The following is a 12,940-nucleotide window of genomic DNA, read 5'->3' as shown; positions in this document are numbered from 1 at the left end:
GGCGGACCGGCCCCCGCCGCCCCACCGCCCCGCCCCGCCGCCGGCGCGCCGGCCCCCCGTCAGTGCAGGTCGGCCCCGGCCGGGGCGCCGTCGAGGAAGCCTCCGGACTGGTGCTGCCACAGCTTGGCGTAGGCCCCTTCCGCGGCGAGCAGCTCCTGGTGCGTGCCCTGCTCCACGATCCGCCCGCGGTCGAGGACGACGAGCCGGTCCATCGTGGCGACCGTGCTGAGCCGGTGGGCCACCACGAGCGCCGTCCGCCCGTCCATCAGCCGCCACAGCGCGTCCTGGACGAGGAGCTCGCTCTCGGAGTCCAGCGCACTGGTCGCCTCGTCCAGCAGCAGGAGGGGCGCGTCGCGCAGGATCGCCCGGGCGAGGGCGACCCGCTGGCGCTGTCCGCCCGAGAGCTTCACCCCGCGCTCGCCGACCATGGTGTCGAACCCGTCCGGCAGGGCGTCGGCGAACTCGGTGACGTGCGCCGCCTCGGCCGCGCGGCGGATCTCGGCGTCGGTGGCGCCCGGCCGGGCGAAGGCGATGTTCTCGCGCAGGGTGCGGTGGAACATCGCCGGGTCCTGGGGCACGTAGGCGATCAGACCGCGCAGGTCGGACTGGGACAGCCGGCTGATGTCCTGCCCGCCGATGAGGATCCGCCCGGCGTCGACGTCCGTCATCCGCAGCAGCAGCCTGGTCAGTGTGGTCTTCCCCCCGCCGGAGCGCCCGACGAGTCCGATCTTCGACCCGCCGGAGACGGACAGGTCGAGGCCCTCGAAGAGCGGCTCGGAACCGCCCGCGTGGGTGAAGCGCACCCCTTCGAAGGCGACGTCGGCGGACCGCGCCGCCCCGAGCGGTTCGGGGGACGCGGGGTCGAGCACCTTCGGCGGGGTCAGCAGCAGTTCGGTGAACTGCGCGGCCTCCGTCATCGAGCTCTCCAGACGGCGGTAGATCTGGTTGAACTCGAACATGATCCGGGTGGCGTTGCCGTAGTAGGTGAAGGCGACGACGACCGCCTCCACCCCGTGCCCGCTGCCGACGAGGGACACGGCCAGGAACAGGCCGAGCGCGTTGGTCAGGACCGACATGGGCGCGACCAGGGTGTCGATGCGCAGGTTCCCGTAGTCCCACGACCGCAGCATGAGCCGGCGCGACTCCGCGACGCGCGCCCGGTGTTCGGCGGCCTCGCGCCGCTCGGCGGCGAACGCCCGCACCGTCTCCATGTTCATCAGGCTGTCCGCGACGTGCCCCGAGACCCGGGCGATCGCCTCCTCCCGCTGGTCGACGAGGGCCTGCCGGCGGCGGATCAGGGGCGCCGTGCCCACCGCCGTCACCGCGATCATCACCAGGAGCCCGCCGACGAGCAGCGGGTCGTACTGCCAGAGCACCACCGATCCGAAGACCAGCGGGACGAGCCGCCCGACGATGTTGAAGGTCAGGGCGTCGACGAACTCCTCGAAGCGGGAGGCGAAGCTGAGGACCCGCTTGGTGAGCGAGCCGGCGAAGTTGTCGTGGAAGAACGCGGCGTCCTTGGCGAAGAGTTCGTCCAGGCCGATGACGTACAGGCGCTCGACGCCCAGGGCGTCGACGCGGTTGAGGCAGTGCAGCCCGAGGCGCCACATCGCCTCGGAGAGCAGCAGGACCGAGGCGAAGCCGGCGACGTACGGGAGCATGTCGCCCGTACGGATGGAGGAGCCGTCCGAGATCCGGCCGACGAGTTTGGCGACGACGAGCGGCGCCACGTAGTTGATGCCGATGTTGCCCAGCGCCGGGAGCAGCATCGCGGGGGCGGTCCAGCGCCTGAGGCGGGCCAGCTCCCGTCCGTAGTAGCGAAGTGCGAGGAACACCGAGCCCCTGCTCGGCGAACTCTTGGGCGATTGTGGCATTCCCGTACCAACCCTGCTGTGTCGGACCGTCAGGCAAGGTTCCGCAGTGTTCCGCAAGGGCGCCCGTACGGTCCATGTGTTTTCGGTCCGATACGGGCATCACGCACTGTAAGGGAACGGACGCGGCGCGCGACAGGGCGTATCGGCCGCGCAGCGGGAGCAGGGGCGCGGGGCCTCGGGCCTCAGGGGCTCAGAAGCACTGCTGGTAGTAGGTCTTGATGTTCGGGAGCGACTCCAGGTCCGCCCGCCGGTGCGGGTGGTGGGTGAGGATGTCGTCCCGCCACCGTGGCCGAATCGGCCGAACCGGGGCCTCCCGTCGCGCCGTTCGGACGCCGGCCGCGCCGCGGCTACCCGTCCGCCCGGTCCGCTCCGGTCGCCTCGGCCACCGCCTCGGCGAAGGCGGACGCCTGGGCGGAGGGCCTCAGGCGGTGGCGGATCAGGCCCAGCTCGGAGTCGGGCAGGCCCTGTACGGGAACGAAGGTGAGGGAGTCGCGGCGCCCGTGGTACTCGGCCGTCGAACGGCACAGCAGCATGGCGCCGCGGTTGGCCGCGGTCAGGCTCAGCCCTTCCTGGAGGGTGTTGACGCTGGGCCCGGCCGGCACGGGCAGGCCTCCCGGGGTCAGGCCCGGGGCCTGGGCGCGCCGCCAGTAGTCGGGGGCTCCCCCGTCGATGCCGATGAGCCGGCAGTCGGCGAGCTCCTCCGCGGACAGCGACTCCCGGGCGGCGAACGGGTGGCGGACCGACACGGCGAGGGTCTGGGGCTGGCGCGAGAAGACCGGTCCGAGGACGAGGTCCTCCTCGGCCACCGGCAGCAGGACCACCGCGCAGTCCACCTCCTGGCGGCGCAGCGGCCCGAAGGGGTCGGAGAGCGGGATCTCGACGATGTCGATGGCGCACTCGGGGTAGCGGTCGCCGAAGCGGGCGATGGCCCGGCTGAGGTAGTCGTCGACCGTGCCCTGGAAGCCGATGCGCAGGACCCCGCCCATCCCGCGGGCGGCGGCCCGCGCCTCGTCGACAGTGGCGCGCAGGGCGTCGTACGCGGGGCGCAGGCCGGCGAGGAAGTCCTCGCCGAGCGGTGTCAGGGCCACCCGGCGGCTGGTGCGTTCGACGAGCGGGGCGCCGATGCGGTGTTCCAGCGACCTCAGCAGCTGGCTCACCCGGCTCTGCGAGACGTACAGCCGCTCCCCGGCCCGGCCGAAGTGCAACTCCTGGGCCAGGACCAGGAACGCCTCCAGTTCGCGTATCTCCACACCACTCATGCTGTTCCCTCCATGATGTCCCTTTGTACACGGCCGGTCACGGGCCGGCCCCGGCCCATCGAGTAGCCCAGCTCATCGAAGGATGAGGGATCGGCCGTTGTTCCCGCAGGTCGGCGCGGGTTGGCTGGGGGCATGGCACAGACTGAGGAAATTGCGGACACCACCGGAGGGCCCGAGCGTTCCGCGGGGCGCGGCTGGCTGGGCGTCGCGGCGGTCGCGAGCGCGACGTTCACCGTCGTGACGTCGGAGATGCTGCCGGTGGGCCTGCTGACGCCCATCGGCGACGCGTTGGAGGTGACCGAGGGCACCGCCGGACTGACCCTGACCATCACCGGACTGGTGGGCGCGGTGTCGGCACCGTTGCTGACCCCGCTGCTCGGACGGTTCGACCGGCGGAGGGTGCTGTGCGCGCTGATGGCGGTCCTGACCGTCGGCAACCTGCTCGCCGCGTGGTCGCCGCACTTCGCGGTGATGGTGCTCGCCCGCGTGCTCGTCGGCATCGGCATGGGCGGGGTCTGGGCGATCGCGGCGGGGCTGGCGGTGCGGCTCGTGCCGCCGAAGTCGATCGGGCCGGCGACCTCCCTCGTCTTCAGCGGGATCGCGGTCGCCTCGGTGCTCGGGGTACCCGCGGGCACCTACATCGGCGAACTGGCCGACTGGCGGACGGCGTTCGTCACGGTGGGCGTACTGGCGCTGGTGGTGCTGGTCGCGCTGGCGGCCGCGCTTCCGAGACTCCCCGCCGAGCAGGAGGTGCGCCTCGGCGGCGTGCTGCGGCTGACCGGCGACGCCCGGGTACGCACGGGGCTCGCCGTGGTGGCCCTGGTGGTCACGGGCCACTTCGCCGCCTACACGTACGTACGGCCCGTGCTGGAGGAGGTCTCCGGGGCGAGTGCCGGGATGATCGGCACCCTGCTGCTGGTGTACGGACTCGCCGGTGTCGCGGGCAACTTCGCCGCCGGCGCGGGCGCCGGGCGCTCGCCGCGCGGCACCCTGCTGGTGATCAGCGCCGTCCTGGCGGCGACGGTCGCGCTGATGCCGCTGCTCGGCGGCTCCGTGCTCACCGCCGGGGTGCTGCTCGCGGTGTGGGGCCTGTCGTACGGCGGCGTGTCGGTCAGTACCCAGACCTGGCTGCTGGCCTCGGTGCCCGAGGCGCGCGAAGGCGTGTCCGCCCTGTTCGTCGGCGTCTTCAACGGGGCCATCGCCCTGGGAGCCCTGCTGGGCGGACTGGCGGCCGACGGGATCGGCGTCACGGCCGTCATGTGGCTGGGCGCGGGCCTGGCGGCGGCGGCCCTGCTGGTGACCGCGTTCGGCAAGTCCCCCGACTCCGGACGTCTTTGAGACCGGGCCCGGCGTCCTTCCCCCGGGCCGCGCCGCCCCGTGCCGGGGGCGGCGGGGCCGGACGCCGGGCTCACGGCCGCCGGTCGGGTACGGCCGGCGCCGCCGGTGCGGCAGGCCTCCGGGCGGAGACCCGGCCGCACCGGCGGACGACCCCGGCGGAGGCCCGGCCGCACCGGCGGCGCCGACGGCGGCACGGGCGCCCCGCCGGGGCTCGGCGGTCAGCCTCCGACGGAGGTCAGGAAGCCGTCGATCAGCGCGGCCCATTCGGCCGGCCGCTCCGCGGCGATGGCGTGGCCGCAGTCGAGGGTCGCGAGCCGGGCGCCCGGGATCCCCTCGGCGAGTTCGCGGGAGTGAACGGGAGTGGTGAGGAGGTCACCCGAGGGTGAGACGACGAGGACGGGCACCGCGATCCGGGCCAGATCGGCCCGGACGTCGATCCCGTCGAACAGCGCGAGCTGCGCGTCGGCACCCGGCGGCATGCCCGCGGCGAACAGCTCCAGCTGCTCGTCGACCTGTGCCTCGGAGCGGGCGTCGAGCCAGCGGGTGCCGCCGACCAGCAGCGAGAGGTAGGAGGCCAGGACCCGGCCGTCGCCGCCCGGGGCGCCCAGCGCGCGCCAGGTGTCGACCGCCAGCTTGAGGCGCGCGTTCCGCCGGGCGAAACCGGCCGAGAGAACCAGCGCGGAAACACGTTCGGGATGCCGTACGGCGGCCCGTACGGCCACTGCCGACCCCATCGAGAATCCGGATACGGCAAATGAATGCACTCCGGATTGCACGGCGCTTTCCACAATGTGGTCGGACAGCATGTCGAGCGTCAGCGGAAGGTCCGGGAGGGGGTTATCGCCGGAGCCCGGATAATCGGGCCCCACCACGGTCCTGCGGGCCGCGAGACTTTCGATGACGGGGCCGTAGCTGTCCTCGATGTCACTGCCCGCTCCGTGCGCGAGCAGCAGCCCAGGACCGCTTCCGCGCACGAGGACGGATTTCCGGGAAGGAGGTGTGGAGGTCATGACGGAGATGTTAGCGAGCACCTACGGAAATTCTTGACCCGATAGCGGGCGAATCACATGTTCCCCGGTACGACTACTTGAACGAGTAGTCCGCGTCTACTCATACGAGTAGTGGTGTACTCGATTGCGGGAAACGTAGGCTCCTGATCATCGGACGGCGAAAAACATCCGGCTGTCCGAATTAACGAAGGAAGGCCGATGCCCGCTACACGCCAGCTCCCTCTGTCCGCCTATCAGCAGGACATCTGGATCGCCGAGTCCACCGCGCCGGGTGACCCCCAGTTCAACGTGGTCCTGCACGAGCGGTTGGCCGGCGAGGTCGACGCGGACCGCTTGCAGGAGGCCCTGGAAGCGGCCCTGCGCTCCCACGACGCGTTCTCGCTGCGCTTCGACGAACACGCGGGGACCCCCTTCCAGTGGGTCGCCGCGGCCGGCGGCGAGGAGGCGGCGGACCCCTGGGTCGCCTACGCCGACCTGTCCGGCGAAAGCGATCCCGCGGCGGCCTGCGCCGCCTGGCGCGAGCGCTCCCTCACCCGCCCCTTCACCCTGCGGCGTTCGCGACTGTTCACGGCCGCGGTGCTGCGCGAGAGTGCCTCGGTCGTCCATGTGCACCTCAACGCGCACCACCTGATCGCCGACGCCTGGGCGCTCAACCGGGTCTCCCTCGACCTGTGGGAGCGCTACGCCGCCCTCACCGGCGGCGGGGCTCCCGCGGCCGTTTCCGCCGGCTCTGCCTCCTCCGCCTCCTCCGCCGCCTCCGCCGCCTCCGCCGGCTCGACCGCCTCCCTCGTCGAGGCCGAGGCCGCCTACCGGGCCTCCGCCGCCTTCGAGGAGGACCGGGCCCACTTCCGCGAGGCGCTGGCGGGCGTCCGGCCCGCCCTGTTCACCCGCGCCACCGTGGCGCCCGTGGGAGGGCAGCGCCGGGACCGGCACACCTTCACCGTCGACGCCGAGCTGGTCCGCCGCATCCGGGACGCCGGCGGCTCCCCGTTCGCGTACCTCGCGGCCGCCTTCGCCGCCTACTTCAGCCGGGTGCACCGCGCCGAGGAGTTCGTCCTCGGCGTCCCGCTGCGCAACCGCCGCACGGAGGCCGAGCTCGGGACCGTCGGCCAGCTCGCCAACAACCTGCCGCTGCGCCTGGCGGTGGGTCCGCGGACCACCCTGCCCGAGCTGGCCGCCGCCGCCCGGCGCGGCACAGACGCGCTGCGCGGGCACGAGCGGCTGTCCCTCGGCGACGTGCTGCGCGACCTGCCGGCCGTCGGCGCCGGCTCCCGCCGCCTGTTCGACGTCACCCTGTCCTACCTGCGCCACCCCCGCCCGGCCCCGCTGCCCGGTGCGGTGCTGGACTCCGTCGTCCTGGCACCCGTCCACCACCAGGACGCCCTGTCGGTGATGGTCCACGCCTTCGAGGACGACGCCGCGCTGCGGGTCGACCTCGACTACGCCGTGGACGTGTTCGACGAGGACCTCCCCGTCACCGCGGTCGCGGGACACCTGCTGCGGCTGCTGGCCGCAGGACTGGCCGAACCCGGACGGCCCGCGGTGACCCTTCCGGTCCTCGACGAGGCCGAGCTCAAGGAGCTCACCGAGCTGTGGCAGGGGCCCGACGCGCCGTACGCCCACGACCGGACCGTCCACTCCCTGATCGCCGAGCAGGCCGCGCGGACCCCCGGACGCACCGCCGTCACCGGCGCCGACGGCGCCCGGCTGACCTACGCGGACCTCGACGCCCGCTCCAACCAGGTGGCGCACGCCCTGCGCGGCCACGGCGTGGGCGCCGGCGACCGGGTGGCCGTCCTGATGGACCGCTCCCCACTGCTGATCACGTCCCTGCTCGGCGTCCTGAAGTCGGGCGCCGCCTACGTCCCCGTCGACCCGGGCTACCCGGCCGAGCGGATCGCCTTCCTGCTCCAGGACAGCCGTGCCAAGGCGGTCCTCGCCGACGACGCCGGACGGGCCGGTGACCTGGCGGTGCCGGTGCTGGCCACCGCGGAGCTGCTGACCGGGCCGGACGGGCCGGTGGCGGAGCAGGCCGGTCCGCACGACCTCGCCTACGTCATCTACACCTCGGGCTCCACCGGCCGCCCCAAGGGCGTGATGGTCGACCACCACTCGGTGGTCAACCGGCTGGCCTGGATGCAGAACGCCTACCCGGTCGGCGAGGACGACGTCCTGCTCCAGAAGACGCCCATCTCCTTCGACGTCTCCGTCTGGGAGCTCTTCTGGTGGGCGATCGAGGGCGCCGGCCTGGCCCTGCTGCCCGTGGGCGGCCAGCGCGACCCGCGCGGCATCCTGCGTACGATCGCCGAACAGCGCGTCACCACCCTGCACTTCGTCCCCTCGATGCTCGGCCCGTTCCTGGACCTGCTGGAGGACGCGCCGGAGCTGCGCGGCGAGGCCGGCTCCCTGCGCCGGGTGTTCTGCAGCGGCGAGGCCCTGCCCGCCGCCCGTGTGGAGCAGTTCAACCGGGTCTTCGCCGGCCGCGGCACGGACGCTCCCCGCCTGGTCAACCTGTACGGCCCGACCGAGGCCACCGTCGACGTCTCGTACCACGACTGCCCCGCCGAGGGCCCGGTCCGCCGGGTTCCCATCGGCCGCCCCATCGACAACACCCGGCTGTACGTGCTGGACGCGTACGGCGGGCTCCAGCCCGCCGGTGTCCCCGGGGAGCTGTGCATCGGCGGCGTCGGCGTGGCCCGCGGCTACCTGGAGCGGCCCGAGCTGACCGCGGAGAAGTTCACCGAGGACCCCTTCGTCCCGGGCGGGCGGCTCTACCGCACCGGCGACCTGGCCCGTTGGCTGGCCGACGGCACGCTGGAGTACCTCGGCCGCATCGACGGCCAGGTCAAGATCCGCGGCAACCGGGTGGAGCTGGGCGAGGTCCAGAACCGGCTCGCCTCCCTGCCCGGCGTGCGCGACGCCGTGGTGGTCGACCACCGGTCCGACAGCCGGGGCACCGTCCTGGTCGGCTACTACGTGGCCGGCTCCGACCTCGGCGCGGCGCACCTGCGCGCCGAACTGTCCGCGGTGCTGCCCGAGTTCATGGTCCCGGCGCACTTCATCCGGATCGACGCGGTCCCCCTCACCCCCAACGGCAAGGCCGACCGCCGCGCCCTTCCCGCGCCCGCGGCGGACTCCGGCTCCGGGTACACGGCCCCGCGCGACGCCACCGAGGAGACCCTCGCCGCGATCTGGGCGGAGGTCCTTGAGACCGACCGGGTCGGCGTCCACGACGACTACTTCGCCCTGGGCGGGGACTCCATCACGATGCTGCGCATCCGCTCCCGGGCGGAGCGGGCCGGCATCGTGTTCTCCCTCACCGACCTGGTGCAGCAGCCGACCGTCGCCCGGCTGGCGGCCCTGGCCACCGCCGGCGGGGCCCCGGCCGCACCCGACGCCGAACTTCCCCCGTTCGCCCTGGTGTCGGGCGTCGACCGGGCCCGCCTGGAGGGACGGGCCGACGCCCACCCGCTGACCCGCCTCCAGCTCGGGCTGCTCTACCACAGCCGGGCCGAACAGGACTCGGCCGTCTACCGGGACGTGTTCCAGTACAGCGTGACGGCGGCGTGGGACGAGGAGGGCTTCCGCCGCGCCTTCGAGCGGCTGGTCGCACGACACCCCGTGCTGCGCTCCTCCTTCGACCTGGGCTCCTTCTCCGAGCCGCTGCAGATCGTCGACCACGAGGTGGCCGGCGGGTTCGACGCGGTGGACCTGCGCGGCCGCGAGGAGGCCGCGGCCCTGGCCGAGATCGGCGCGCACGTCGAGGAACGCCGCCACCACCGCTACGTGTTCGAGCGGGCGCCGCTGTACCACCTGCGCGCCTACGTCCGCCCGGACTCCCTGGAGCTGGTGCTGAGCTTCCACCACGCCCTCCTCGACGGTGGCAGCGTCGCCACCCTGGTCGCCGAACTGCTCCAGGACTACCTGCACGGGCTGGGTCACCCCGTCGCGGCGGTCGCCGAGACCGTCCTGCCGTCGGCCGCGCACCACGTGCGGGCGGAGCGCGAGGCCCTGGAGTCGGAGCGGACCCGCGCCTTCTGGCGGGAGCGGCTGCGGGACGCGCCGCTGCTGCGGCTGGAGCCGTTCCGCGGCCACGAGGTCCCCGGCCCGGACACGCAGATCACCCGGATCGTGGACCTCCCGGACGACCTCACCGCGCAGGTGAACCGGTTCGCACGGGAGCGGGCCCTGCCGGTGAAGTCGGTGCTGTTCGCGGCGCACTGCCTGACCCTGGGGCTGTTCTCCGGCTCCGAGGACATCACGACCGGCCTGGTCACCCACGGGCGGCCCGAGCTGGAGGGCGGCGACCGCGTCACGGGCCTCTTCCTCAACACCATGCCCGTGCGGCTGGGCATCGCCGCCGACAGCTGGGCGGACGTGGTCCGGGCGGCGTTCCGGCAGGAGCAGCAGAGCCACGCCCACCGCCGGTACCCGCTGAGCGCCATCCAGGAGGACCGGGGCGCCGCTGTCCTGGACACCGCCTTCAACTACATCCACTTCCGCCAGCTGGCCGGGGTGTTCACCCTGCCCGGGGTCCGGCTGCTGGACTTCCGGACCTGGGAGGAGACCAACTTCCAGCTGCTCGTCAACGCCATGACCGACCCGGTGGAGGGCTCGGTGCGCCTGCGGCTGGACCACCACGGGCAGACTTTCACCCCGGCCCAGGCCGACCTGTACGCCGAGCGGTTCACCGCGGTCCTCGACCGGCTCGTCCACCACCCCGACGAGGCCCCGGACTTCGGCTTCCTGGCCCCCTCGGCGGAGTCCGCGCCGGCGGAGCGGGCCGGGGCCGACGGCCCGCCGGACGTCGTACGGGCCGTGGCCGCGCAGGTCGCGCGGACCCCCGACGCCACGGCGCTGGTCTTCGGCGACCGCCGCTGGAGCTACGCCGAACTGGACCGGGCCGCCGACCGCGTGGCCCGCGAGCTGCTCGCCATCGGCTCCCGCCCGGGCGACCGGATCGGCATCGCCATGGACCGCTCCCCGGAGACCGTCGCCGTGATCCTCGGCGTCATGCGGGCCGGCGCCGCGACGGTGCCCCTGGACGTCACCTACCCGGTGGACCGGCTGGCCTCGATGATCAGGCAGGCCCGCCCCTTCCGGGTCGTCGCGGGCGCCGCGCACCGCTCGACCGTGGGCGTCCCGGGGCTCGTGCTGCCCGCCGAGGACCTGTTCGGCGAGGAGGACGGGCGGCCGTACCTGCCGCGCATCCCGGCGGAGGTGACCGCGGACATCACACCCGACTCGATCGCCTACGTCCTGTTCACCTCCGGCTCCACCGGCGCGCCCAAGGGCGTGGCGATGCCGCACCGCTCGCTGGGCCGGCTGGTCGCCTGGCAGAACTCCGTCCCCAGCGGCGTGGCCGGCGGGGTCACCGCCCAGTACGCGCCCCTGAGCTTCGACGTCTCCTTCCAGGAGATCTTCTCCACCCTCGCGGGCGGCGGCACCCTGCTGCTGCTCTCCGAGGACGAGCGCCGCGACATGCCCGCCCTGCTGCGGCTGCTCGACCGGGCCGGGGTGGAGCGCCTGTACCTGCCGTACGTCGCGCTCCAGCAGCTCGCCGAGGCCTCGGACGCGCTCGGCCTGGTCCCGCGCTCGCTGCGGGCCCTGCTCTCCTCCGGCGAGCAGCTGCGCGTCACCGGCGAGATACGCCGGCTGTGCGCGGCCCTGCCGGGGGTGCTGCTGGAGAACCAGTACGGGCCGACCGAGTCGCACGTGGTGACCACGTACACGATGACCGGCGATCCGGCCGCCTTCCCGGCGCTGCCGCCGATCGGGCGGGCCGTCACGGGCTCGGCGGTGCTCGTCCTGGACTCCCGGATGCGTCCGGTCCCGGCCGGGGTGCGCGGCGAGCTGTACCTGGCGGGCGCCTGCCTGGCGGAGGGCTACGTGGGCCGCCAGGACCTCACCGACGAAAGGTTTCTCCCGCACCCGTCCCCCGCGGCCGCGGTGGCGGGGGAGCTCGTGTACCGCACCGGCGACCTCGGCTTCGTCCTGCCGGACGGGAACGTGGTGTGCCTGGGCCGGGCCGACGCCCAGGTGAAGGTGCGCGGCTACCGGGTGGAGCCGGCCGAGGTGGAGCTGGCCATCACCCGCTTCGCCGCCGGGCACCCCGGGATCGCGGAGGCCGCCGTCGTGGCCCGGCGCCGGGAGGGCGGCGACTCCTTCCTCGCGGCCTTCCTGACCGGGGTCCCGGACGGCGCCGACCCGGCGCTGCTGCGCAAGCAGCTGCGGACAGTACTGCCCGAGTACATGATGCCCTCGCACATCGAGTGGGTGGCGGCGCTGCCGCTGACCCCGAGCGGCAAGCGGGACGACGCGGCACTGCGGGCGCTCCCGCTGTCCGCCGCGGCCGGCGGGGACACCGCGGCCGCGCCGCGCGACGCGTACGAGCAGACCCTGGCGGAGCTCGTGGGCGACCTGCTCCAGCTGACCGGCCTGGGCGTGCACGACAACATCTTCGACCTCGGGGCGACCTCGCTCACCGCGATGCGCCTGGTGGTCCAGATCGAGCAGCGCTACGGGATCAGCGTCCCGCTGTCCGAGTTCGTGTCGGCGCCGACCGTGGCCGAGCTGGCGCGGCGGCTGCGTTCGGGCGGGGCGACGACGGCCTTCGACCCGCTGGTGCCGATCCGCCCGGCCGGGTCGAAGCGCCCGGTGTTCTTCGTCCACCCGATGGGCGGCAACGTGCTCTGCTACGTGCGCTTCGCCAAGTACCTGGAGGAGGACCAGCCGTTCTACGCCCTCCAGGCCGCGGGCGGCGATCCGGGCACCGAGCCGCTGCGCAGCGTGGAGGAGATCGCGGCGAGCTACGTCGAGGCCATGCGCCGGGTGCAGCCGAGCGGCCCGTACGTCGTCGGCGGCTGGTCGTTCGGCGGGTTCGTGGCCTTCGAGATCGCCCGTCAGCTGCGGGCGGCGGGCGAGGAGATCGCGCGGCTCGTGCTCCTGGACACCACCGCCCTCAACCCGGGCCGGCGGCTGACCACGGGCGACGAGGCGCTGCTGGGCTGGTTCTTCTGGGAACTGCTGTGGCTGCGGCGCGGCGGGGACTCCCCGCTGGAGCTGATCCCGGCCGAACTGACCACGCTGGACGAGAAGTTCGACTTCATCGCCAAACTGGCGAGCGACGAGGGCGTACTGCCCGCGGGGAGCGGCGGGGCCGTGGTGCGGCGCCTGTTCCACGTGTACGAGGCCAACTGGAAGGCGGCGTTCGCCTACCGGCCCGAGGTCGTCGACCAGGACATGGTCCTCATCCACGCCTCCGAGCCGCTGCCGGATGTCCTCAACTCCATGCACACCGCGATCGAGAGCATGCACGCCGACCCCAGCAACGGCTGGCGGGAGCGCACCGTCGGCAGGCTCGACGTCCTGGACGTACCCGGCGACCACCTCACGATCATGGAGGAGCCGCACGTGGCCCACATGGTCCGGGTCGTCACCGAACTGATCGGACAGTGAG

Annotated in this window: 5 protein-coding genes; 2 read left to right on the top strand and 3 right to left on the bottom strand. The window is 73.6% G+C overall.

The window, feature by feature from the left end:
• Positions 1–59: 59 nt before the first annotated feature.
• Together ACFY15_RS14945 and ACFY15_RS14940 are read right to left on the bottom strand one after the other, a co-directional pair.
• On the bottom strand, positions 60–1,874 hold the full coding sequence (locus tag ACFY15_RS14945; RefSeq protein WP_390686880.1) for an ABC transporter ATP-binding protein: 1,815 nt from the start codon (positions 1,872–1,874) through the stop codon (positions 60–62).
• A 347-nt stretch (positions 1,875–2,221) separates the two neighbouring features.
• Entirely contained in the window at positions 2,222–3,133 is a 912-nt protein-coding gene (locus tag ACFY15_RS14940; protein WP_390686879.1) for a LysR family transcriptional regulator, read from the bottom strand.
• A gap of 132 nt (positions 3,134–3,265) precedes the next feature.
• Between ACFY15_RS14940 and ACFY15_RS14935 the strand changes: the two genes are divergently transcribed.
• Positions 3,266–4,471: an MFS transporter gene (locus ACFY15_RS14935; RefSeq protein WP_390686878.1), complete on the top strand. Its 1,206-nt coding sequence runs from the start codon at positions 3,266–3,268 to the stop codon at positions 4,469–4,471.
• 218 nt (positions 4,472–4,689) lie between these two features.
• On the opposite strand, the gene ACFY15_RS14930 is transcribed toward ACFY15_RS14935, so the two are convergent.
• Positions 4,690–5,481, bottom strand: coding sequence for an alpha/beta fold hydrolase (locus ACFY15_RS14930; protein ID WP_390686877.1), 792 nt, complete (start codon positions 5,479–5,481; stop codon positions 4,690–4,692).
• A 198-nt stretch (positions 5,482–5,679) separates the two neighbouring features.
• On the opposite strand from ACFY15_RS14930, the gene ACFY15_RS14925 reads away from it, so the two are divergent.
• A complete protein-coding gene (locus ACFY15_RS14925) occupies positions 5,680–12,939 on the top strand; it encodes an amino acid adenylation domain-containing protein (protein WP_390686876.1) in 7,260 nt (2,419 codons plus the stop codon).
• Position 12,940 lies beyond the last annotated feature (1 nt).

Origin of the sequence: Streptomyces sp. NPDC001373 (assembly GCF_042895815.1) — a bacterium.
Taxonomy (GTDB): Bacteria; Actinomycetota; Actinomycetes; order Streptomycetales; family Streptomycetaceae; genus Streptomyces.
Note: the sequence above shows the minus strand (reverse complement) of the source record. Positions and strands in the feature narration are given on the sequence as shown.

Excerpts from the sequence above, each read along its gene's own strand:
- ACFY15_RS14930 (WP_390686877.1), bottom strand. The coding sequence starts at position 5,481 with ATGACCTCCACACCTCCTTCCCGGAAATCCGTCCTCGTGCGCGGAAGC.
- ACFY15_RS14940 (WP_390686879.1), bottom strand. The coding sequence starts at position 3,133 with ATGAGTGGTGTGGAGATACGCGAACTGGAGGCGTTCCTGGTCCTGGCC.
- ACFY15_RS14945 (WP_390686880.1), bottom strand. The coding sequence starts at position 1,874 with ATGCCACAATCGCCCAAGAGTTCGCCGAGCAGGGGCTCGGTGTTCCTC.
- ACFY15_RS14925 (WP_390686876.1), top strand. The coding sequence starts at position 5,680 with ATGCCCGCTACACGCCAGCTCCCTCTGTCCGCCTATCAGCAGGACATC.
- ACFY15_RS14935 (WP_390686878.1), top strand. The coding sequence starts at position 3,266 with ATGGCACAGACTGAGGAAATTGCGGACACCACCGGAGGGCCCGAGCGT.